This is a genomic window from Erythrobacter sp. SG61-1L (assembly GCF_001305965.1).
GTDB lineage: Bacteria > Pseudomonadota > Alphaproteobacteria > Sphingomonadales > Sphingomonadaceae > Andeanibacterium.
In genome coordinates, this window is the sequence record NZ_JXQC01000003.1 from 1,965,664 (window position 1) to 1,987,401 (window position 21,738).

Below are 21,738 nucleotides of genomic sequence, written 5' to 3' on the forward strand. Positions count from 1 at the left end.
TCAGACGCCCTGCCCGCGTTCATGGCCGGAAATGGCGCGATAGCTGCTGCTGATGGCGGCCAGTTCTTCCGGCGAAACGATGTCCTCGATCCGCTCAAAGGGTCGGTCGCCGCTGCGTTCATAGACCAGCTTCAGGATGGCGTCGGGTGGCCTTGTGCGATTGGTGCGTACGACATTGGCCGTCGCTTCCAGCCGGGAGTTCTCATAGGCAGCAAAGGCATCCGCCACCCCTCCATGGGCAGCCATGGCATCGGCCAGCGCCCGCGCATCGAGGATCGCCTGCCCCGCGCCGTTCGATCCGCGCGGATACATCGGATGGGCAGCATCGCCCAGCAGAGTGACGGGGCCGAAACTCCAGCGGGGCAGCGGCTCTCTGTCGACCATCGGATATTCGAGAATCCGGTCGCTCGCCCGGATCAGCGCCGGCACGTCGAGGAAATCGAAATGCCAATCCTCAAAGGCACCAATAAAATCCTCAAGCCTTCCGCGCCGGTTCCAATCCTGCCTTGCGTGGTCGGGGGTCTCGATTTCGGCCACCCAGTTGATCAACTGGTTCCCGTCCGCGTCAATGGCGTCGCGGATGGGATAGATCACCATCTTGCCATGGCTGAGCCAGCCCGCGCGAATATAGGAGCGGCCATCGAGAAAGGGCTTCCAGCGCGCCACGCCGCGCCACATGTTCACGCCGGAATAGATTGGACCGCCTTCGCCCGGATAGAGCTGCGCGCGCACGGCGGAATGGATGCCATCCGCGCCGATCACTGCATCGGCCCTGACCGGCGGCAAGGCACGCCCGGCCGGGTCGGTAAAGTGGACCAGCGCGGCATCGCCTTTCTGTTCCACCTTCACGCAGCGATGGCCTGTCATCACCGTGCGAGTGCCGGTGCGGGCGACCAGCGCGGAAAGCAGGAGCGTCTGCAAATCGCCGCGATGTATCTGAATCTGCGGCGCATCGAAGCCTGCCGCCGTACCCAGTGCCTCGCAATAGGCGACATTGCCGAAGCGGTTGAAGAACCAGGAATGGGTTGCGCTGATCCCGCTCCGCTCCAGCGCCGGGCCAAGCCCCAGTGCGCAAAGTTCGCGGCTGGCATGGGGCAGGATGCTGACCCCCACGCCAAGCGGCCTCAATTCGGCAGCCGCTTCATAGACCTGTGCGTGAATGCCCTTTTCGGCCAGCATCAGGGCAAGCGTCAGACCGCCAATGCCTCCCCCGATGATGACAAAATTTCGCATACTGTATACCTCTTGTGCCGGCAACATAAGTGCGAAAGCGGGCGCGTCAAACGAAAAGATGTATGCTGACGGAAGTGCCTCGCGCGGCCTTCGGTGAGCTGCGCACCAAGGCAAGCGGGGGCGCTGCGGGGCACGTAGAATGCGTGCCGACAGACGGATGGCGGGAGGATGTTCAGTGGACGAAATGCAGGCTTTGCGGGAAGAACTCCGCCTCCTGAGGAACGATCTCGACGCGCTGGCCGCAAAGTCCCGCAAGGCGGACGACTATGTCGAGATATGCAATCTGCAGGCTGCCTATGGCTATTATGTAGACAAGGGCCGGTGGGACGATGCGGCGGACCTGTTTGCGCAAGACGCGACGCTCGAACTGGCAGGGCGCGGAGTTTATGTCGGGCGCGAAAGGGTGCGGGCCTATCTTCATCATCTGCCACCCTACGGCCGGGGCGTGCTCTACAATCACATGCAGTTGCAGCCGGTAATCCATATCGACAGCGAGGCAGGAACGGCCAAAGGCCGCTGGCGCAGCTTCATGATGGTGGGCGCACTGGGTGCCGAAGCCCGCTGGGGCGAGGCGACTTATGAAAACCAATACCGGCGCGTGGACGGCCAGTGGCGCATCGCCCTGCTGCATGGCTACATGAACATCTACACCGAATATGAGCAAGGCTGGCACAAGGGCGGCGTGAAACTGCTGCGCTCCATCGACGGCCTTCGGCCTGACCGGGCACCGACCATGGAATATGAAGCCTATCCCGAACCGGTGATCGCGCCCTATCATTACGACAAGGTCTGAGCGAAGCCCGTTACCCTAATCGCCGCGCTTCCGCCTTTTGCGGCACCAGCACGATCAGCAATACGATGGCGGCGATCAGCACTGCCGATGCCAAGGGGCGGCTGAACTCCAGACCGCCCTTGGCAATCGGCTTGTCCAGGAAATCGCCAACGGTTGCCCCAAGCGGGCGGGTCAGGATGAAGGCCGCCCAGAACAGTGCCACGTGGCTGACCGTGCTACGCCAATAAAGCAGCGCCACGATTGCAAGCGCAGAACCGAATATTGCGGAAGCGCCGAGATAGCCCAATGGGCCATCGGCCAGCCAGTCGCCCAGCGCGGTCCCCAATGTCTGTGAAAAGGTGATTGTCAGCCAGTAATAGATTTCGGCCTTCGGTTCATGAACGCTCTGGACCGAAATGGTCCCCAGTGCCCTGTGCCAGACGAACAGACATGCCAGCACCAGCGCGAGCAGCAGCAACGAACCGCCGGGATACCCGATCCCCAGCGATCGGGTGGCAAAATCCGCCATGGTCGTGCCCGCCGTGGTCGATGCGATGATCGTGGACCAGTAGAGGAAAGGATGAAACCGGCGCGCCCGGATCTGGATGGCAACCAGAATGGCGAGCGAGGTCAGGAAAATCGCTGAGCCAACCAGATATCCGTTAATGCCGCCCTGCCCGGCCTGCGCGGTCGTTTCGCCCAGCCAACTCATGCTGACGGCATCGCCGGCGGTCTCGCCAAGGGTGGTCGCCAATATCTTGATGACCCAGAAGCCCAGCGTGATCGCCGGGACTTTGCTCAGGCCGTAACGCTCAAACGAATCCATGATGGACCTCGCACACGGTTGGTGGCCCGCAGAAACGCCTCAACCCGTTAATGAGCGTTGAATGCCTGGGTCGCGCCGGAAACCGCCCGCTACTTCCCTACGCCCACTGGCCCGAAATCCTCGTAGCTCCGCTTTGCGAGATAGGTCCGGATCGCTTCTGCGTCAGCGCGGGTCAGCTTGCCCTTGAAGCCGGGCATGCCGTTCTGCGCCAGCGCGCCGTCCAGCAGGATGGAATAGAAGGCATCGTCCATCACCAAGGGCGCAAGGCGCAGGTCCGGATAGGCCCCCGCGCTCACCGCACCGCTGCCATGACAGCGCAGGCAGAAGCGGCCGAACAGCCCATCCCCTTTCGCAACGGCCACCAGGTCCTTCGGCATGGCCTGCACGATTGGATCGCGCGAAACCTGCGGCGGCAGGAAGGGCGGCAGCTTGGCCTTGCCGTCCAGAGCGAACACCAGCAGCCGGTTCGGCCCGATGGACTTGCCCGCTTGCAGCGCCATCACGCCGCCCGTCAGCGGCCATCCGCCGCCCCACCCGGCCATCACGGCGACATATTGGGTGCCGCCCAGTGTGTAGGTTATCGGCGGCGCGAGAATGCCGGTCTGCGCATCGAAGCTCCACAGCTTGCGGCCGGTCTCGTCGTCATAGGCGGCCATCTGTCGTGCTGTATTGCCAGCAAAGACCAGCCCGCCGCCCGTGGCCAGCACACCGCCATTGAACGGCGCCGCCTGATCCACCTTCCAGCGCGCCTGTTGCTTCACCGGGTCCCACGCGATCAGATAGCCCTTCATCCCGGCATAGAGTGCCTCGCGGTCCGCCTCGCTCATCGTGCCGCCGCCGCTCATCGCTACGCCGGAAGTATAGACACCCGGAATCTGTCGTTCGGCATCGTTGGGCGCGAAAGGCATGCCCACGTCCTGCGCGGGAATATAGACCAGCCCGGTTCGCGGGCTGAATGCCGTGGGCGGCCAGTTATGCCCGCCGCCGGAGCTGGGAAACTGGAAGTGTGCCTTGCCTGTGCGGTAATAGCGCGCATCGGGCAGTTCGACCGGGCGCCCGGTCTTCGGGTCCAGCGCACTGGCCCAGTTCACCTTCACGAATGGCTTGCCGGACAGGAACTCCCCCGTTTGCCGGTCCAGCACATAGAAGAACCCGTTCTTCGGTGCCTGCATCAGCACTTTGCGCGGTTTCCCGTCGATCTCCAGATCGGCCAGCACGATGTTCTGCGTGGCAGTGTAATCCCATGTGTCGGCGGGAGTTTCCTGAAAATGCCAGGCATATTCGCCCGTATCGGCATGCAGGGCCACGATGGAGGAGAGGAAGAGATTGTCCCCCTTCCCGTCGGAACGCATGCCGTGGTTCCACGGCGAGCCATTGCCCGTGCCGATATAGACGAGGTTCAGTTCAGGATCGTATTCGATGGCGTCCCACACCGTGCCGCCACCGCCATATTTCCACCACTCGCCATTCCATGTCGGCCGGGCGATTTCCATCGCACTGTCGGATGCAGCATTGTCGGCCACGCCGGGCTTGCCCGGCACGGTGAAGAACCGCCACCGCAACTTGCCGCTGGCCATGTCATATGCCCCGACCGATCCACGCGCGCCAAATTCCGCGCCGCCATTGCCGATCAGCACCATATCCTTCACCACCCGTGGCGCTCCGGTGATGGTATAGTTTTTCGCCAGCGGATCAGCTGGGTCGATCGTCTGGGTTTCCCACACAGGCCTCCCGCTCTGCGCATCGAGCGCGATCAGCCTGCCATCCAGTGCGCCGAGAAACACCTTCCCGCCCGCCACCGCGACTCCGCGCGAAACAGGCCCGCAGCAGGAGCGGGCGGAAGCCTCCCGCACTTGCGGATCGTAACTCCACAACAAGGAGCCATCGCGCGCGTCGAGCGCCTGCACGACGTCATAGGCACTGACGAGAAATATCTTCCCATCTACCACGATGGGAGTCGCCTCCTGCCCACGATCCGTTTCAAGGTCGTGGAACCAAGCAAGGCCCAGGCGGGAGACGCTCTCCCGATTGATCTGCTCCAACGGAGAAAAACGCTGCGCTTCATCCGTGCGGCCATGCATTGGCCAGTCCGCATCGCTGCTGCCGCAGGCTGTCAGCAGGCACGCGACCGCAAGGGCAACGATCCCCCTCACGCCGCCGCTTCGGCCCGATGGCGTGCCCGCGCCGCGAAAAAAAGCGCAATGCCGCCCAGCGCGAAGAACATTGCGAATATGCCGATGGCCATCTGCAACCCGCCTGCAGAAGCCGCCGCGCAGGCCGATCCCGGAACCTGCCCTGCCGCACCCGCACATTGGGCGGCAAAGTCCCCGCCGTAGATCATGGAAGATGCCGTATCGCTGACCGTGCCGACCAGCGGCGGCCCGGCACCCTGCCCCACCAGATGGACGATCAGCAGGAACAGGGCCGAGCCCGTGGCGCGGCTCCATGAATCGAGATTGCCATGCAGGGTTGCGATGGCCGGGCCCATGGCGGTGTAGAAGAAGAACGAACCTGCCAGCATCACCGGGATGGCAATAGCAAGCTGCCCGCTGACCAGCCCGATCACGAACAGCGGCGCACCGATTACCGATCCTAGCGCCGGAAATCCCAGCAACCAGCGCTGATCGCGCCGGGCGAAATGCTCGCTGGCGAAACCACCTAGCAGCGTGCCGACCAGAGAGGCGAAGCCCGAAATGATGCCGAACACCAGCCCGGCCTGTGCCGCATCCAGCCCATAGCTGCGCGAGAAGAAGGCGGGCAGGAAAGTGTTCACCCCGAAACTGCCCAGGCTGATGCAGGTCACACCCATCAACAGGAAGCGGATTGTGGAACTGCCCATCATGGCAGTGAGCACCTGCCACGCACTTGGCTTGCCGCCCGCCTCAATCGCGGGAGCCACCGTTACGCGCGCCGGTTCCTTCAGGAACAGTATGCACAGCAGCGAGATCGCGCCGCCCGCCACGCCGAAGAACAGGAAGGTGGAACGCCAACTGTAATTCTCGGCAATCGCGCCGCCCAGGAACGAACCCAGCAGCGAGGCGACCGGAACACCGAGCATAAAGATGGAAATCGCCGAAGCCCGCTTTTCCGGTGGGTACATGTCGGAAATCATCGAATGGGGCGGGGCTTCCGTGGCGGCACTGCCCACTGCCATGCCCAGCCGCGCGCCCAGCAATTGCGTGAAGCTGGCGCTGGCCGCCATCAACGCGGTAAAAACGGAGCCGAGCAACAGAAAGCCCGCCGTCACCGAAGACCGCCGCGCATATTCCGCCAGCCGAGCGATTGGCACGCTGGCCAGAGTATTGACCAGAGCAAAGGCTGTACCGCCCAGCAGGCCGATCTCCAGATCGCTGACAAGGAACTCCGCCTTGATCTTCTCCGCCACAAGCGCGACCACGACGCGGTCGATGAAGCCAAAGGCGTTGAGCGAGGCAAGCAGCAACAGGGCCACTGCACGGTCACGTTGCGTCACTGCATTCCCCCAAGGAACAGGCCGGCTCTGGCGGCGGGCGTTTTCCGGTCCTTAGCGGGGCAATGTCACGCGAACGTGCCTGCAAGCGCAGGAGTGCGCGTGACAGCGAAAATCAGTGAAGCACCGCCAGCGCCCGGCACTCGCGGGGAGTGCGTCCGAAACGGGCCTTGAACGCGCGACTGAAATGCTGGGAATCGCTGAAGCCCCAATAATGGGCGATTTCGGTGATCGAGCGGGTGGCGAAGGCCGGATCGGTCAATTCGCTGCGACAGCGGTCCAGCCGGCGGTTCCAGATAATCCGCGCGACGGTATTCGCCTCGCCCTCGAACAATTTGTGCAGGGTCCGGCTGGAACAGCCCAATGCATGCGCAATCAGCGGCACTCCCAATGCAGGATCGGCCAGATTGCGCTCGATAAAATCCAGCGCCGCAGCCCGGCGCCGCTCCTTCATGTCGGGCGGCAAGGCGCTGTCGCCAGCCCTCAGAGCCAGTTCCAGCAATTGCACCACCTGCCCGCCAATCGCCTCGCTCTCATACCGGGTGAGGTCCGCCCCGGTCATCACTGCCGCCGAGGCCGTAGCGTGCAGCACCTGCACCGCGCCCGAGCGATAGGAACGGGGCGTGCCCCACCACTGGAAGCCCGGACGCGGGGCCGCCAACGTCTCGCAAGGCAGGGTAATTGTCAGCTGGCGTGAATGGCCGGGCGCTTCGAATTCGTAAGGCAAATCCTTGCGCAGGGCGCACCACTGGCCCGGGCTTATCTCGATTTCCCGCCCGTGCTGGCGCAACCGGGCAGAGCCTTCTTCCTGAAAGAAGAATTTCAGCGCCGCCTCTTCCGCTTCCCGGTCGATCCGGGGAGACTGGCCGATGCGATGACGGCCCAGAGAGGCCTGGCACAGGCGCACCGCTCCGAAATCGCTGCCCCGGATGGAAGCCTCTCGATCGTCGTCGATCTCCACCCGGTCCGCACCGGTGAAGGCCAGCCATTGCCGGCTACGTTCGAGGCGGCTGCCCGCCCTGGTGGAAAAGACCTTAAGCATTGAACGCTCTCCGCCCGGTCCGGCGGGTCTTGCCTGCCCGCTTGTGTTTATGACCGTTTCGGCAGAACTAAATGGCGGGGGCAAAGCTGTCCAGAAGCGGCAGCGGGTCCGAAGCGAGAGGAGACACAGATAATGGCACCCATCCAGGTGGAAGATGAACTGGCGATCAGGCACCTCTACGCCCGCTATAGCTGGGCGCTGGATACCGGCGACACGGACGGATATTGCGATCTCTTCACCGAAGATGCGGAGGCCACCGAGGAAACCTCCTCCGGCGAGTTGGAAATGCGCAAGGGGCGCGACGAGATTCGCAAGCTGGTGCTGAAGTTCCATGACCGGCCGGACTTTCCCGGACATCAGCACCAGATGGGCCAGTTCCTGTTCGAACCCGATCCGCAGGGGCGGCCGGATCGCTGGGTGGTGCGCAGCTATGCCTGGGCAACGATCAATCGTCCGCCCGAACACCCCATCCTGCATTGGTGCGGCCATGTGCGGGACGAAGTGGTGAAAGTGGATGGCCAATGGAAAATCGCCGCCAAGGACATCATGGGCTGGGCTGGCAAGGTGCTGGAACGCTTCGAGACCCGCTGAGACCCTGAAGCAGGATTGCGCTTTCAGTCCCGAACCAACGCAGACAGGCAAGTCGGTGCGGTGCGGTGCTGCTAGCCGGATCGTGAAAGGATTCACGATGAGCCAACCCGGCCTGCCCGTTCTGCCGCCTGCCCGCCACCACATAGGGGGCATCTGGGCGCAGCCCTCGGGTGGTGAAACAATCGCGGTGGAGGACCCTTCCACCGGGCAGATTGTGGGCGATGTGGCGGCGGGCAGCGCGGCGGATATTGATGCCGCCGTTTCAGCCGCTCATCACGCAATGTACGGGGCCGGCCGGGCCCGCTGGGCACCCGCCCAGCGACAGGCTGCGCTGCTTGCTCTGGCCGATGCCGTGGAGGCCCGGGCAGAGGAATTCGCCCGGCTGGAATCGCTCGATGCGGGCAAGCCGATCTTCAACGCCCGGATCGTCGATGTTCCCGGCGCGATTGCGGCCCTGCGCTATTTCGCTGGCTGGGCCACCAAGCTGACCGGCGAGACGATGGAGCTTTCCACGCCCGGCAACTGGCACGGCCATGCCCGGCGGGAACCGGTGGGCGTGGTGGGGCAGATCGTGCCCTGGAACTATCCGCTGATGGGTGCTGCCTGCAAGATCGGCCCAGCCCTCGCCGCCGGATGCGCTGTAGTGCTGAAACCTGCTGAGCAGACTTCCCTGTCCACCTTGCGTCTGGCCGAGTTGGCCAGCGAATGCGGCATTCCTGCCGGCTATTTCAACGTGGTGACCGGGCTTGGAGCAGAGGCTGGTGCGGCGCTGGTCGAACATCCCGATGTCGCCAAGATTTCCTTCACCGGCTCCACCCTCACTGGCCGCCGGATCGCGGAAAGCTGCGGGCGGCAGATCAAGCGCTGCACGGTGGAACTGGGCGGCAAATCGCCTGTGATCGTTCTGCCCGATGCCGATCTTGAGAGTGCCGCGCGCGGGATCGCCACCAGCATCTTCTTCAATACCGGCCAGACCTGCTCCGCGGGATCGCGCCTGCTCGTCCACGCCAGTGTGGTTGCCGATCTGGTGGAGAGGATCGCGGCAATCGGCGCCAGCATGACAATCGGCGCGTCCGGCGATGCCGATACCCGCCTCGGCCCGCTGATTTCAGCCGCTCAGCACAGCCGCGTATCCGGCTTTGTGGAAAGCGCGCAGGCGCAAGGCGCCCATCTGGCGGCGGGCGGCGCTCTGAGTGGCAAGGGCCATTTCTTCCGCCCCACCATCCTGACCGACGTCACCGCCCAAATGGCCGCAGTGGAGGAGGAAATCTTCGGCCCGGTTCTGTGCGTCGCGCCGTTCGAGACGAGTGACCTCGACGAGATCGCTGCTCTCGCCAATGACAGTGCCTATGGCCTTGCCGCCTATGTCTGGACCCGCGACATTACCGATGCGCTCGGCCTGATCGACCGGCTGCGGGCAGGCACGGTGCGGATCAACTCCGGCGGCGGGAATGACTTTTCCATGCCCGTAGGCGGCGTGAAGCAATCGGGCTTCGGGCGCGAGAACGGCCGCGCCGGGGTGGAAGCCTATACGGAGCTGAAATCCGTGACGATGGCTTACTGAGGAGGCTTGCCGATGCCGCAGGAAACAGCAGCCCCCACGCCCGCACTTGTCCCGGCATTCACGCTCGATGTCGAATTCGGTCCCGTGCTGAATGTCGGGCAATTGCCCATCGGCGGTGCACGAAGCCATTGGCCGGTCAGCGGCGGAAGGCTGCATGGCGAAGGGCTGGATGCTCGCTTGGCCGGTGGCAGCGAGACCCGCTTCGCCCGCGCTGACGGTATCACCGTGGTGGAGGCGAGCTATTACATTGAGGCAGAGGGTGCCTGTGCCCGTGCATTCGGCACCGGATACCTCACAACGCATGGCGACTTCACAGGCACCCGCCTGACACTGCTGTTCGAGGCCGAGGCCGACAGCCCCCTAGCCCGCCTTGCCGGGGCGGCCTATGTCGCCGAACGCGCTTCCGGCGGCACCACCCTCGCCATTCACAGGATCGCCTAATGCGGCTGGAACTTGCCCTGGAAATGCAGCTCACGCTTGGCCCGCGCATGCATATCCATATGGACGGCTATACGCGCGGTGCGGTGCTGATCGAAGCAGGCACCTTCCATGGCCCCGGCATCTCCGGGCGGATCGTGCCGGGCAGCGGCGGCGATTTCCCGCTGGTGCAGGAAGACGGGAACGGCCGCTTCGAATCCCAATATCTGCTTGAAACCGATGACGGCGCCTTCATCCTCAAGCGCAGCACCGGAATCCGCCATGCCCCGCCAGAGGTGGTCGCAAAGCTTCTGGCGCGCGAGGATGTCGATCCTGCAAGCTATTACATGCGGATGACCCCGCGCTTCGAGGCGCCCGCCGGGCCGTATGAATGGCTCAATCGCACGATCTTCGTCGGCGTGGGCCAGCGCAACCCCAACGGTTCCCTGTTCCACTTCTGGAAGGTGGTCTGAACCGATGGAGCAGTTCGACTATATCGTCGTCGGGGCAGGCTCTGCCGGATGCGTGATCGCCAATCGCCTGAGTGAAGACCCGTCCTGCCGGGTGCTGCTGCTGGAGGCGGGCGGCAGCGACCGTCGGATGGATGTGCAAATCCCTCTGGCCGTCTCGAAGCTCTGGCCCAATCCAGACCTGACCTGGGGCTTCTTCTCCGAGGAGGAACCCGAACTGGGTGGACGACGTCTGCCCGTGGCACGCGGGCGGATGCTGGGCGGCACTTCCTCGCTCAACGGGATGATGGCCATTCGCGGCCACCGGCGCGACTACGATGGCTGGCGCGATGCGGGCCTGCCCGGCTGGGGCTGGGACGATGTGCTGCCTTACTTCCGCAAGCTGGAAAGCCACTGGCGCGGCGACACGCCGTTTCACGGCGGTAGCGGCCCACTATGCGTGCAGCCTCACCCGGCGCCCAGCCCGCTGATGGCCAATGCGGTGGAAGCCGCACGTGCGATGGGTTTTCCCATCACAATGGATTTCAACGGCGAGCGAACCGATGGTTTCGGCATGCCCGATTTCACCATCCGCGACGGGCGCCGCCACAGTGCCGCCGATGCCTATCTGCGCCCCGCCCTGTCCCGCCCCAATCTGGAAGTGCGTACCCATGCGCTGGCGACGCGGGTACTGTTCGACGGGAGGCGGGCAACCGGGCTGGCGTGGCTTCAGGATGGCGAGGAAAAGCAGGCCCATGCCGCCCGCGAAGTGATCCTGTGCGGCGGGGCGATCAATTCGCCGCAATTGCTGCTGCTTTCCGGCATCGGCCCGGCAGGCGATCTTGCCGCAATGGGCATTCCCGCTCTGTGCGACAGCCCAGATGTCGGCGCCAATCTGATGGACCATCCCGGCGCGGGAATGGAGTTCGACCTTGCCCCGTCCCTTGCCTTCGAGAAGCAGTTGCGGCTGGATCGGCTGATGCTGTCCGGCCTGCGCTGGCTGTTGCGCAAGGACAGCCCGTTCGGCGCGCCGCCGCTGGCAATCTCCGCCAATGTCGCGACCGGGACAGACCCGAATCACGTAGACCTGCATATCCTGCTGATCCCGCTGGCGATGGAATCGCGCGTATGGTTCCCCGGTGTCGCCCGGCCGTTCGGCCCGCGCATGGGGGCAATGTGGTCGCTCAACTATCCTGCCAGCCGGGGCTGGCTGAAACTGGCCACGCCCGATCCGCGCGCCCATCCGCGCATCCGATTCAATCTGCTCTCGGCCGAAGAAGACCGGACTGAGATGGTGCGCGGATATCGCACCTTGCGCAGCCTGCTGGCCCAGCCCGCATTGGCAAACGTGACCGGCGACATCAGGCGGCCCGAAAACTCTCCGGAAAGCGACGCGGAAATACTCGAATATGTTCGCGCAACTGCTGCCACTGCCTACCATCCGTCAGGCACCTGCCGCATGGGCGGTGATGAGCGTGCCGTTCTGGACGACCAGCTACGCGTGAAGGGCGTGGACGGCCTGCGCGTGGTGGATGCATCCATCTTCCCGCGCCTGCCCGGTGGGAACACCAACCTGCCAGTCATCATGGTAGCTGAGCGCGCCGCCGACTTCATCAAGGCGAGCCGATAGAGCAACGAGAGAGGAAGCGGCGTCATGACTATGCTCGAAGGCAAAGTCGCCATTGTGACCGGTGCCGGGCGCGGGATAGGCCGCTGCCACGCGCTCGCCCTTGCCCGTGAAGGCGCGGCAATACTCGTGAACGATGCCGGGACGGCAATCACCGGCGGCGGAAGCGATCAGGCACCCGCCACTCAGGTCGCGGCGGAGATCGTTAATATGGGCGGGCAGGCCTCCGCCGATACGAGCGACGTCGGCAGTTGGGAAGGCCCAAAGGATCTGGTCGAACGCGCCGTGACGGAGTTCGGGCGACTGGACATTGTCGTCAATAATGCCGGGATCACCTGTTATGATTCCATCGCCAGCGAAACAGGGGAGAACTGGCAGCGGGTGATGGACGTCAACCTCACTGGCACTGCGGCTCTGCTCCACTGGACGGCTCGTCATTGGGAAAGCCGGGGGCCAGAACTGGGCCGCGCCGTGATCAACACCTCTTCCCCTGCGGGCACCAACCCACCGCCGGGTGCGATTTCCTATGTCGTGTCCAAGGCCGGGGTCGCAGCCCTAACAATGGCTGCCGCTACTGAGCTGTGCCATTTGGGCGTGCGGGTCAACGCGCTGGCGCCCATGGCCCGATCCCGGATGAGCGAGGCAATCCCGATCCTCGACGAGATCATGAAAGTGCCGGAAACCGGGCTGGACCGGATGGCTCCGGACAATGTCTCGCGCCTGATGCTCTACCTTTCTTCGCCCGATTGCCGTTTCACCGGGCGCGTCTTCGGTGTGGATGGAGACCGGATTTATCTGTTTCAAGGCATGAGTGCTGAAACCGTCATCGACAATGGCGGTCTGGCCTGGACAAAGCAGGCATTGGCCGCAGCGCTGGAAACAGTGCCGCAACGCGATGCCTCATGGATGATCGCGCCCGACCTTCACACACAGGCAGGTGCGCCACCGCAGAATGTCCTCGATGCCTTTGGCCGCGTCGCGCGCGGGGAGCCAGTGGAAGTGTGGAAGCCGATCGACCGGCGTTAGGCAATTGCCCTGCCGCTCGGCTGGTCAGCAAGTTCCGCCACCGCCCCAAGGAACGACTGGACCAACCTGCTGCTCTCCCGCTCCTTTAGCCAGAAGATGTGAGTGCTGGTCATCACCGGATCGCCCGTTATCCGGATGGGGTGCAAATTCGGACCGGGCACGAATTCCGCCTCTGACACGGCACCGATACCCAAGCCCAGCCCCACCGCCTCGCGGATCGCTTCGCGGCTGCCGATCTCCATCGCGATACGCGGCTGGATATTTGCCGCCGCAATCGCCGTCTCGAGCGCCTTGCGCGTGGTGGAGCCTGCCTCTCGCATGATCAGCGGCCTGCCGTGCAACTCGCCCAAGTCGATCTGATCGCGCCCGGCAAGCGGATGGTCGGCGCTAACGAACAGGATCACCGGGTGGGAGTTGAACGGCATGCTCGCATAGCGCTCGTCCTCGGCAAAGCTGGCGAGGATGCCGACATCGCATTGATAATCGCCCAGGCTCTTCAGCACGGTTTCGGAATTGCCGACTGTCAGCGATATCCTGATCCCCGGAAACGCGCGGTTATAGGCCGCGATCATTTCAGTAACGTGGAACGGGCCGACCGCACCGATCCGCAGAGTGCCGCTGCGCAGGGCGCCATTGTCCTGCAGCAGCAGTTCCGCCTCGGTCTCCAGCGCCCTGATCTGGCGTGCAAGCGGCAACAACGCTTCCCCGATGGAAGAGACCATGATGCGATGCCCACGCCGGTGAAACAGTTCCACGCCGAACTCGCGCTCCAGCGCCTGAACCTGCGAAGTCACTGTCGCCTGACTGAGCGAGAGGGCCCGTGCCGCCGCCGTGAAGCCGCCATGGCGGGCAACGGCGATGAAGCTGCGAAGCTGCGAGAGGTTCATTGCTCCATCAATCCATAGATCATTTCATGTATTTAAGTTTATAAACTCGATTTTTTCGATAGCAAGGGAGTCACATAAGCCGCGTAGCGGGCACGGGATCGAAACCGTGACTCGAAGGCCGTCCTTTGTCCCTGCCCGTTTCCCTATCTTCCTCCCGGCTGCAGGCCGTGCTGTTCGATCTGGCAGGCACGCTGATCGACTTTGGCAGCATGGCACCCGTGCGTGCCTTCGGCCGGGCATTCGATGCATTTGGCATCAGTCTGAGCGATGCCCAGATCCGCCGCCCGATGGGCAGTGCCAAGCGCGACCATATCGAACTGATCCTGGCCGAACCTGATGTGCGGTCCTGCTGGTCCAGCCGCTTCGGTGCGGAACCCGGCCCCACCGAAATCGACAGGCTCTACGCCGAATTTCTGGAGGCGGATGCCCGGCTGGCCACAGAACATTGCGATCCTGTTCCGGGCGCGGGCGATCTGATCGCCAGCCTGCGCGCACGCGGCATAGCAACGGGCGCAACCACAGGATACCCGCGCGAAATCCTTGACCGGATTGCCCCCCTCATCGCGGAGCGAGGCATTGCCCTTGGCGCGATGGTCTCGGCCAGCGACGTTTCCAATGGGCGCCCCGCCCCTGACATGTGCCTGCGCGGAATGGGCGTGCTCGGGATCGGCGACCCTGCCGTTTGCCTCGTCGTGGACGACACGCTGGCAGGGATAGAGGCAGGACGCGCGGCCGGTATGTGGACCGTCGGTGTTGCTGCCAGCGGCAATGAGATGGGTCTCACGCTGGCCGGCTGGGAAGCGCTGCCAGCAGCGGAGCGCCGGACGCGCCTGAGCGCGATCCAGGAACGGATGCACGGCGCTGGCGCGCATTACGTGATCGCCTCTGTCGCCGATCTGGAAGAACCCATCGCGGCCATCGAAGCTGCCCTCGCGATGGGGGAACGGCCATGACCACGGACCCGAGCAATCCCGTCCGTGTCCTGTTCGGCAGCGCCGCGGTCGACCGGATCGGCGAGCTTGCCGCCGGACGGCCCTATGCACTCTTGACCTATGCCGAGCCACCCTTTGCGGAACTCGCCGCGCGTGTTGCCCGGCTGGCAGGCCCGCCGGCCCTGCTGCTGGACCGGATCGCCCCCAATCCCACCCCAGATACGATGCGCGAACTGTGCGACCGGGCAAAGCAGAGAGGGGGCCGGATTGACCTGTGCATCGCCCTTGGCGGCGGCTCTGTGATCGACGCCGCCAAGGTCTTCGCGTTGGGCCATGGCGACGCGGACGCCATTCTGGAAGCCGTTGAAGGCAGATCGCTGCCGGAACGGCGTGCCTTGCCGATCATCGCCATTCCGACCACGGCCGGGACCGGCAGCGAACTGACCTGCTGGGCAACCCTGTGGGACATGGCAGGCGGGCGCAAGCTGTCGCTCGAACGGCCGGACCTCTATCCGGAAGCCGCGATCCTCGATCCGCAACTGATGACGGGGCTGGGCCGTGAACAGACCCGCGCCAGCGCCCTCGACGCCCTGTCACATGCACTGGAAAGCCTGTGGAACCGCAATGCGGACGACGTCTCGCGCGGCTTCGCCGTAGAAGGTGCACGCCTCATTCTCGCGGGCCTGCCCGGCGCGCTGGCCGAACCCGCCGACTTGGACCTGCGCAGCAAGCTGGCCGAAGGGGCGTTGAAAGCCGGCTTCGCCTTTGCCCGCACCAAGACGGCGCTGGCCCACAGCCTTTCCTACGCCGTTACGATCAAACAGGGCGTGACCCACGGCATTGCCTGTTCCTTCAGCCTTCCTGCCGTGATGCGGTCTGCACTGGGTGTATCACGGACATGCGACGAGGCGCTGGAGGCGATTTTCGATTGTCCGGCAGGTGACGCACCCGAAGCGCTCGAACACTTCCTGCATCAGGTCGGCATCGGCACCCATCCCGCCGATTACAGCATTGCCCCGGCCGATTGGGATCGCATCGTTGCCGATGCTTTCGACGGCCCGCGCGGGCGCAATTTCATCGGCAGCCCCGAGCACTTTCCAGATCTATTCGCTCCCGCCCTCACGCCCCCAGCCCACCCTGCAGNCGCCCTCACGCCCCCAGCCCACCCTGCAGCCCCCGAGGTGAGATCATGTCCCTGAGGATCAATCGCCGTCTCTTCATCGAAGCCGCCCTGATCGGGGCAGGCATCGCAGCACTGCCGGGCTTTGCCCGCGCCTGGCCCATGGCAGGTTTCACCCATAGCGTGGCAAGCGGCGAACCTGCCGCCGACAGCGTGACCTTGTGGACCCGCTATGTCGCGCCGGACGCGGGCATTGCGCGCCTGAAGCTGGAGCTGGCCGAAGACGAGGCATTCCGCTCGATCGTGGCGACGGGCGAGACGCTGGCCGGTCCTGAGACCGACTATTGCGCTCATATCCGCCCAACCGGGCTGAAGGCTGGCCGATATTATTATTACCGTTTCACCGCACCGGGTGGACAGGCATCGCCCGTGGGACGCACGAAGACCCTGCCGGAAGGCCCGCTCGACCGCTGCCGGATCGCGGTGATGAGCTGCTCCAACATCACCTCCGGCTGGTTCACGGCCTATGCCCACGCCGCCGCGCGCGACGATATCGATCTGGTCGTCCATCTGGGTGACTACATTTATGAATCGCCCACTACCCGGTCCGACGCGCTGGCCGAACTGGCCATCAAGCGCGATGTCCGCCCGCTGGGCGAGTTGGAAACGCTGGTCGATTATCGCCTGCGCTATGCCAGCTATCGCAACGATCCCGACCTGCAGGAACTGCACCGCCGCCATCCAATGGTGGTGATGTGGGATGATCACGAAACTGCCAATAACAGCTGGACCGGCGGAGCAGAAAACCACGCCGATAACGAAGGCATCTGGGCCTTGCGTGCGGCGGCAGGCGTGCGCGCCTTCCGGGAATGGATTCCGGCCAGCGGCGATTATGCTGCCTACCAACTGGGCGATCTGGCCACCATGTATCGGCTGGAAACCCGGCTGCTAGCCCGCACGCAGCAACTCGATCCCGAGCCGCTTCTGCGCGCTACCACCAATGTCGAACAGGCAGTGGCCGATTTCGTTCGTGGACCGTTGACAGACCCGGCGCGGCAATTGCTTGGCCCCACGCAGCTGCAATGGCTGGCTGACGGGATGAAGGCTTCGGCTTCGGCCGGAACGAAATGGCAGGTGCTGGCCCAGCAAGTCATCATGGCGCCGCACGTCATGCCCCAGATCAATTCCGGCTGGCTGGCGCCCGACCTCACTCTCGACGCCAAGACGAACGCGGAAATCGAGCTGTCGAACCGCGCAAGCCGCGCGGGGATGCCAATGGGAATGGATCGCTGGAGCGGCTATCCGGCGGAGCGCACCCGCGTGCTGCAGGCCGCTATTGCCGCAGGCGCCAACCTGGTGACCCTGGCCGGCGACAGCCACAATGCCTGGGCCAGCGACCTGTTGCTGGACGGGCAGCACGCCAGTGTGGAGCTCTGCGTCCAGTCGGTTTCCTCCAACGGCCTCGAACGACGCTTCGGCGGGAATGCGGATGCAATCGCGGGCGATTTTCTGGCCACCAATCCCGACCTGAAATGGTGCGACACCAGCCGCCGCGGCTACATGGTGACAGAATTCACACCCACTGCCGTCACCTGCGACTGGCTGTTCCTCCCTTCCCGCACTGAAAATTCCACCCGCCTGCTCGGTACGCACCGGCTCGCGTCGGAGCTGCACAGCCACCGTCTGTCGGCTGCCTGAACCCACTCCCACCACCCCTTCTGCAAGACCTCTCCCGGAGACCACTCATGTCCTCTCACAAGACCTCGCATCGCCTGTTGCTTGCCAAGGCGGCCATTCTGGCCACCGCTGCTTCCATCCCCGGAATCGCCCTCGCCGGTGACCTTCAGGGTACCGTCACCAATCCCGGCCTGTCGCGCCCCGTCAGCGGCGCCCGTGTGAGCGTTGATGGAATCGCCCAGCCCGTCTGGACCACCGAGGATGGCCGCTATCGCCTGGCAGACATCCCTGCGGGCGAGCATGTGCTGCATGTCGAGCTGCCGGGCTACACGCCCTTCACGGCCACCGTCTCGGTGCCGGAAACCGGCGCAGTGACACGCGATGTCGAAATCGGCCTCGCGGATGAAAGCGGGCAGGACATCGTCGTGCGCGGCGCCCGCGCCTCGCGCCTGTTGGCGACGGAGCGCAAGCGCTCGATGGATACGATCGCAGATGTCGTCTCGGCCGACACGATCGGCCAACTGCCCGATTACAATACGGCGCAGGCCCTGCAGCGCCTGCCCGGCGTTTCGGTCCAGACCGACCAGGGTGAACCCCGCTATGTCGTGGTGCGCGGCGTCGATCCCAACCTCAATCAGGTGACCGTCGACGGCAATCTGGTGGGCATTCCGGAAGCCGAAGGCCGCCGCGTTGCGCTGGACACCATCCCCTCGGACCTTGTCGCCGCCATCGAAGTGGTGAAGGCCGTGACACCCGATTATGACGGCAATGCCGTGGGCGGCAGCATCAACATCGTGACCCCCACTGCCTTTGACCGGACCGAGGACTTCCTGTTCGTTTCCGCCAAGACCACCTATGCCGAGCAAGCCGACAAGTTCGGCTATGGTGGCAGCGCCACTTATGGCGCGAAGTTCGGCGCGGATGATCAGTTCGGCATCGTGCTGGGTGGCAGCTATTTCAAGCGCTTCATTCACAGCCAGCTGGCCGGGCCGCGCGGTTGGACCGACTTCGGCACCGAAACCGCGCCGACGTCCTTCGTGATGTATGACTATCGCATCATGCGCGAACGGATCGGCGCGATCGCCAATCTGGACTGGCGCCCGAATGAAGATACCCGCTTCTACCTGCGCACGATCTACAACGAATATACCGACGAGGAAGAACGCGATCAGTTCAACTGGGATCTGGCCCGCGGCACCCGCACCTTCCCGGCCGAAGATCAGGTCAGCTGGTCCAAGGGCCGCGCCACCCGCGAGTTCCGCCAGAACAACCAGACGCAGAAGCTCTACAACATCTCGCCGGGCACCGAACTGACCTTCGGCAACGTTCAACTGGACCTGAACTACACCTATGCCCGCGCTCAGGAACACACACCGGTGCGTGACGATATTGAATTCCGTTCCACCGACACACTGTCCAGCACGCTGGACCTGACCACGCCCAGCCCGACATTCGTCAGCTACAATCCCGCCGCGCTGGACCCGGCGGCCTATCCGTTGCGCCGCATCCGCATGCGCAGCGAGGAAATCGACGAGGATCTGCACGCCTTCCGCGCCGATCTGCGCTTCGACATTCCGGACATGGACGGCAGCTTCATCAAGTTCGGCGGCAAGTTCACCGACCGCAAGAAGCACCGCGACAACCGCCAGACGCTCCAGACGCCGACCACCCCGGTGACCTTCGCCGATACCGGCACCTTCACCGACACGATCCCGTTCTTCGACGGCGTCTACGAATTCGGGCCGGGCATGGATTATCAAGGCGTGCTGGATTACTTCGCCTCACGTCCCGGCTCGCTCACGCTCGATGAAGGCGCGACCTACATCAACGATCACAGCCTGGATTACGACATCCACGAGAAGATCTATTCCGGTTACGGCATGGCCAACCTCCAGTTCGGCGATCTGACCGTGATCGGCGGCGTGCGCGTGGAAAAGACCGAGGGCGATTACAGCGCCTTCGCGATCCGCGACAGCGACGGCGACGGCACGCTGGAGCCTTCGGACATTCTGCCTATCGATCTGGGCACCGATTATACCGATGTCCTGCCCAGCCTGCACCTGAAGTATCGCATCCGCCCGGATCTGATCGCGCGCGCCGCATGGACCAACACGATCGGGCGCCCGAATTACGACGCGCAGGTGCCGACTTTCGAGGAAGAGGACGGCTCCGGTGCTGCCGGCAATCCGGACCTGCAGCCCTATCGCGCGATGGGCCTGGACTTCTCGCTCGAATATTATCCGGATGCGGACACGCTGTTCTCCTTCGCGGCCTTCTACAAGAAGATCGAGAACCCGATCTTCACCCGCACGATCCACGACACCAGCTTTGCCGGTATTCCGCTGATCTCGCTCTCCCAGCCGCAGAATGCCGCTTCGGGCGAGCTGTTCGGGCTGGAAGCCGCAGTGCAGAAGCGCTTCACCTTCCTGCCCCAGCCACTGGACGGCTTCGGCATTTCCGCCAACGCCACCTATGTAGATTCGAGCGTGGAAGTGCCGGGTCGCGAGAGCGAAGACCTGCCGTTCTTCCGCCAGTCCAAATGGCTGTTCAACGCCGCCCTGTTCTATGAAAAGGGCCCGTTCGAAGCTCGCGTGGCCGTCACCTATCGTGACCATTACCTTGAAGGGATCGGCGCGACGGCGGCGGGCGACACCTATGTGGACGGCCGCACCGTGCTGGATGCCCGCGTGGCCTATCGCGTGTCGGACAGCATCGAGATCTTCGCCTCCGGCGCCAATCTGAACAACGCCTCGGCGATCATCTATCAGGCAACGCCCAGCCAGTTGGTGACCAACGAAGCCTACTCCTTCACGGCTGACTTCGGGATCAACGTGAAGTTCTGACCTGCGTCAGCAGGCGGAGCGAGCCGCCCGGTCATGGCCGCGTCACATGTCCCTCACATGTGCGGCCATGGCCGGGCGACCGTTTCAGACACAGGATTTGCCATGACTTCACTCTTCCGTCCGGGCAGCCTTGCCCGTGGCTTTGCCCTGAGCACCGCCGCACTGCTTGCCGCCCCCGCTTCAGCAGGGACCATGAGCGAGCATGAGGACAAGGGCGAACGCCTGATCCTCGTCACAGTGGACGGCGTCCGTTGGCAAGACCTGTTCCGCGGGGCCGATCCCGAACTGGCCGGGGACAAGGCATTCACGAAGAAGCAGGACGAAATCCGCCAGCGCTTCATCGATCCGGCGGACCGCCCGCGCGCGCTTGCGCCGTTCCTGCACAGCTTTGCCGAACGCGGCGGGGTTTTGATCGGCGACCGCGATCACGGATCATGCATGAAGGTGGCCAACAAATATTGGTTCTCCTACCCCGGCTATAGCGAGATGCTGACCGGCAAGGCCGGATGGGCGAACAGCAACTCCCCGGTCGACAATCCCGACGTTACCGCGCTGGAATGGCTCAACCACCAGCCCGGCTTTGCGGGCAAGGTCCGCGCCTTTGCGACGTGGAACGTGTTTCCCGCCATCCTCAACGCGAAGCGCAGCGGTATCCCGATCAATGCGGGTTTCATGCCTTTGCAGGGCAGCGGTGCGGACATTGCAGCGCTCAACAGGGTTCAGGACGAACTGCCTCGTCCGTGGAGGGACGATGAACGCTATGACGCGCTGACGCACGCCTTTGCGCTTCATTCCTTCAAGGCCGATAGGCCGCGCATCCTCTATGTCGCTTATGGCGAACCCGATGCCCACGCCCATGGCGGCACATACGACGAATATCTGATTTCGACCGAGCGAGTGGACCGCTTCGCTCGCGAATTGTGGGATGCGGCACAGGCCGATCCGAAATGGGCCGGCAAGACCACGCTGATCGTGACGACCGATCACGGGCGGGCAGAACCCGGCCCGGCAGGCGACGGCTGGCGCCACCACGGCAGCGGGCTGGACGAGGCTGGCGTCGAACACCCCGAAAGCCGCAGGCTCGGATCGGATCAGACCTGGGCCGCGATCCTCGGCCCGGCCCCGGTCGCCGCAACGAAGCCCGCCGATGGCTGCGCCACCGCAGGCCAGATCGCCGCCACCATCGTGCGATCCCTCGGCTTCGACTGGCACAGCTTCGATCCGGAAGCCGCCCCACCGCTGGTTGGTCTGCCCACCGAATAG

The 21,738-nt window shown here is 64.1% G+C and carries 18 protein-coding genes; 12 read left to right on the plus strand and 6 right to left on the minus strand.

The window, feature by feature from the left end; genetic code table 11:
• A complete protein-coding gene (locus SZ64_RS09850) occupies positions 1 to 1,233 on the minus strand; it encodes a flavin-dependent oxidoreductase (RefSeq protein ID WP_082384519.1) in 1,233 nt (410 codons plus the stop codon).
• 184 nt (positions 1,234 to 1,417) lie between these two features.
• Between SZ64_RS09850 and SZ64_RS09855 the strand changes: the two genes are divergently transcribed.
• Complete coding sequence (locus tag SZ64_RS09855; RefSeq protein ID WP_241773099.1) at positions 1,418 to 2,026, plus strand: nuclear transport factor 2 family protein; 609 nt, start codon at positions 1,418 to 1,420, stop codon at positions 2,024 to 2,026.
• Positions 2,027 to 2,036: 10 nt separating this feature from the next.
• On the opposite strand, the gene SZ64_RS09860 is transcribed toward SZ64_RS09855, so the two are convergent.
• The 4 genes from SZ64_RS09860 to SZ64_RS09875 form a co-directional block, all read right to left on the minus strand.
• A complete protein-coding gene (locus SZ64_RS09860; RefSeq protein ID WP_054530668.1) occupies positions 2,037 to 2,831 on the minus strand; it encodes a hypothetical protein in 795 nt (264 codons plus the stop codon).
• Positions 2,832 to 2,920: 89 nt separating this feature from the next.
• The gene (locus SZ64_RS09865; protein WP_054530669.1) at positions 2,921 to 4,984 is read right to left on the minus strand and encodes a PQQ-dependent dehydrogenase, methanol/ethanol family; all 2,064 of its coding nucleotides are present in this window, start codon (positions 4,982 to 4,984) and stop codon (positions 2,921 to 2,923) included.
• A complete protein-coding gene (locus tag SZ64_RS18925; protein ID WP_054530670.1) occupies positions 4,981 to 6,303 on the minus strand; it encodes an MFS transporter in 1,323 nt (440 codons plus the stop codon). Before SZ64_RS18925 ends, SZ64_RS09865 begins: the two co-directional genes overlap by 4 nt.
• Positions 6,304 to 6,415: 112 nt before the next feature.
• Positions 6,416 to 7,342: a helix-turn-helix domain-containing protein gene (locus SZ64_RS09875; RefSeq protein ID WP_054530671.1), complete on the minus strand. Its 927-nt coding sequence runs from the start codon at positions 7,340 to 7,342 to the stop codon at positions 6,416 to 6,418.
• A gap of 132 nt (positions 7,343 to 7,474) precedes the next feature.
• Here SZ64_RS09875 and SZ64_RS09880 point away from each other — a divergent pair, with 132 nt between their 5' ends.
• The 6 genes from SZ64_RS09880 to SZ64_RS09905 all read left to right on the plus strand — a co-directional run bounded on the left by SZ64_RS09880 (position 7,475) and on the right by SZ64_RS09905 (position 13,016).
• Entirely contained in the window at positions 7,475 to 7,933 is a 459-nt protein-coding gene (locus SZ64_RS09880; protein ID WP_054530672.1) for a nuclear transport factor 2 family protein, read from the plus strand.
• 97 nt (positions 7,934 to 8,030) lie between these two features.
• Complete coding sequence (locus SZ64_RS09885) at positions 8,031 to 9,497, plus strand: aldehyde dehydrogenase family protein (protein ID WP_054530673.1); 1,467 nt, start codon at positions 8,031 to 8,033, stop codon at positions 9,495 to 9,497.
• Between the two features lie 12 nt (positions 9,498 to 9,509).
• Positions 9,510 to 9,938: a DUF3237 family protein gene (locus tag SZ64_RS09890; RefSeq protein WP_054530674.1), complete on the plus strand. Its 429-nt coding sequence runs from the start codon at positions 9,510 to 9,512 to the stop codon at positions 9,936 to 9,938.
• Positions 9,938 to 10,387, plus strand: a complete 450-nt coding sequence (locus SZ64_RS09895) for a DUF3237 domain-containing protein (RefSeq protein WP_054530675.1) — start codon at positions 9,938 to 9,940, stop codon at positions 10,385 to 10,387. Before SZ64_RS09890 ends, SZ64_RS09895 begins: the two co-directional genes overlap by 1 nt.
• Before the next feature lie 4 nt (positions 10,388 to 10,391).
• Positions 10,392 to 11,993: a GMC family oxidoreductase N-terminal domain-containing protein gene (locus SZ64_RS09900; protein ID WP_054530676.1), complete on the plus strand. Its 1,602-nt coding sequence runs from the start codon at positions 10,392 to 10,394 to the stop codon at positions 11,991 to 11,993.
• Between the two features lie 24 nt (positions 11,994 to 12,017).
• Positions 12,018 to 13,016, plus strand: coding sequence for an SDR family NAD(P)-dependent oxidoreductase (locus SZ64_RS09905; protein ID WP_054530677.1), 999 nt, complete (start codon positions 12,018 to 12,020; stop codon positions 13,014 to 13,016).
• Here the strand turns inward: SZ64_RS09905 and SZ64_RS09910 are convergent.
• A complete protein-coding gene (locus SZ64_RS09910; protein WP_054530678.1) occupies positions 13,013 to 13,903 on the minus strand; it encodes a LysR substrate-binding domain-containing protein in 891 nt (296 codons plus the stop codon). The genes SZ64_RS09905 and SZ64_RS09910 overlap by 4 nt on opposite strands.
• A gap of 125 nt (positions 13,904 to 14,028) precedes the next feature.
• Between SZ64_RS09910 and phnX the strand changes: the two genes are divergently transcribed.
• The 5 genes from phnX to SZ64_RS09935 all read left to right on the plus strand — a co-directional run bounded on the left by phnX (position 14,029) and on the right by SZ64_RS09935 (position 21,738).
• Positions 14,029 to 14,856 (plus strand): phosphonoacetaldehyde hydrolase, encoded by an 828-nt coding sequence (phnX, locus tag SZ64_RS09915; RefSeq protein ID WP_054530679.1) that lies wholly within the window; start codon positions 14,029 to 14,031, stop codon positions 14,854 to 14,856.
• On the plus strand, positions 14,853 to 16,034 hold the full coding sequence (locus SZ64_RS09920; protein WP_082384520.1) for an iron-containing alcohol dehydrogenase: 1,182 nt from the start codon (positions 14,853 to 14,855) through the stop codon (positions 16,032 to 16,034). The genes phnX and SZ64_RS09920 overlap by 4 nt, the downstream gene beginning before the upstream one ends.
• Complete coding sequence (locus SZ64_RS09925; protein ID WP_054530680.1) at positions 16,025 to 17,653, plus strand: alkaline phosphatase D family protein; 1,629 nt, start codon at positions 16,025 to 16,027, stop codon at positions 17,651 to 17,653. The genes SZ64_RS09920 and SZ64_RS09925 overlap by 10 nt, the downstream gene beginning before the upstream one ends.
• Before the next feature lie 47 nt (positions 17,654 to 17,700).
• Entirely contained in the window at positions 17,701 to 20,475 is a 2,775-nt protein-coding gene (locus tag SZ64_RS09930) for a TonB-dependent receptor (RefSeq protein ID WP_054530681.1), read from the plus strand.
• 102 nt (positions 20,476 to 20,577) lie between these two features.
• The gene (locus SZ64_RS09935; RefSeq protein ID WP_054530682.1) at positions 20,578 to 21,738 is read left to right on the plus strand and encodes an alkaline phosphatase family protein; all 1,161 of its coding nucleotides are present in this window, start codon (positions 20,578 to 20,580) and stop codon (positions 21,736 to 21,738) included.

What these genes read in the sequence shown, in the direction of transcription:
- SZ64_RS09850 (WP_082384519.1), bottom strand. Translation starts at nt 1,233, where the DNA reads ATGCGAAATTTTGTCATCATCGGGGGAGGCATTGGCGGTCTGACGCTT.
- SZ64_RS09855 (WP_241773099.1), top strand. Translation starts at nt 1,418, where the DNA reads ATGCAGGCTTTGCGGGAAGAACTCCGCCTCCTGAGGAACGATCTCGAC.
- SZ64_RS09860 (WP_054530668.1), bottom strand. Translation starts at nt 2,831, where the DNA reads ATGGATTCGTTTGAGCGTTACGGCCTGAGCAAAGTCCCGGCGATCACG.
- SZ64_RS09875 (WP_054530671.1), bottom strand. Translation starts at nt 7,342, where the DNA reads ATGCTTAAGGTCTTTTCCACCAGGGCGGGCAGCCGCCTCGAACGTAGC.
- SZ64_RS09880 (WP_054530672.1), top strand. Translation starts at nt 7,475, where the DNA reads ATGGCACCCATCCAGGTGGAAGATGAACTGGCGATCAGGCACCTCTAC.
- SZ64_RS09885 (WP_054530673.1), top strand. Translation starts at nt 8,031, where the DNA reads ATGAGCCAACCCGGCCTGCCCGTTCTGCCGCCTGCCCGCCACCACATA.
- SZ64_RS09890 (WP_054530674.1), top strand. Translation starts at nt 9,510, where the DNA reads ATGCCGCAGGAAACAGCAGCCCCCACGCCCGCACTTGTCCCGGCATTC.
- SZ64_RS09895 (WP_054530675.1), top strand. Translation starts at nt 9,938, where the DNA reads ATGCGGCTGGAACTTGCCCTGGAAATGCAGCTCACGCTTGGCCCGCGC.
- SZ64_RS09900 (WP_054530676.1), top strand. Translation starts at nt 10,392, where the DNA reads ATGGAGCAGTTCGACTATATCGTCGTCGGGGCAGGCTCTGCCGGATGC.
- SZ64_RS09905 (WP_054530677.1), top strand. Translation starts at nt 12,018, where the DNA reads ATGACTATGCTCGAAGGCAAAGTCGCCATTGTGACCGGTGCCGGGCGC.
- SZ64_RS09910 (WP_054530678.1), bottom strand. Translation starts at nt 13,903, where the DNA reads ATGAACCTCTCGCAGCTTCGCAGCTTCATCGCCGTTGCCCGCCATGGC.
- SZ64_RS09925 (WP_054530680.1), top strand. Translation starts at nt 16,025, where the DNA reads ATGTCCCTGAGGATCAATCGCCGTCTCTTCATCGAAGCCGCCCTGATC.
- SZ64_RS09930 (WP_054530681.1), top strand. Translation starts at nt 17,701, where the DNA reads ATGTCCTCTCACAAGACCTCGCATCGCCTGTTGCTTGCCAAGGCGGCC.
- SZ64_RS09935 (WP_054530682.1), top strand. Translation starts at nt 20,578, where the DNA reads ATGACTTCACTCTTCCGTCCGGGCAGCCTTGCCCGTGGCTTTGCCCTG.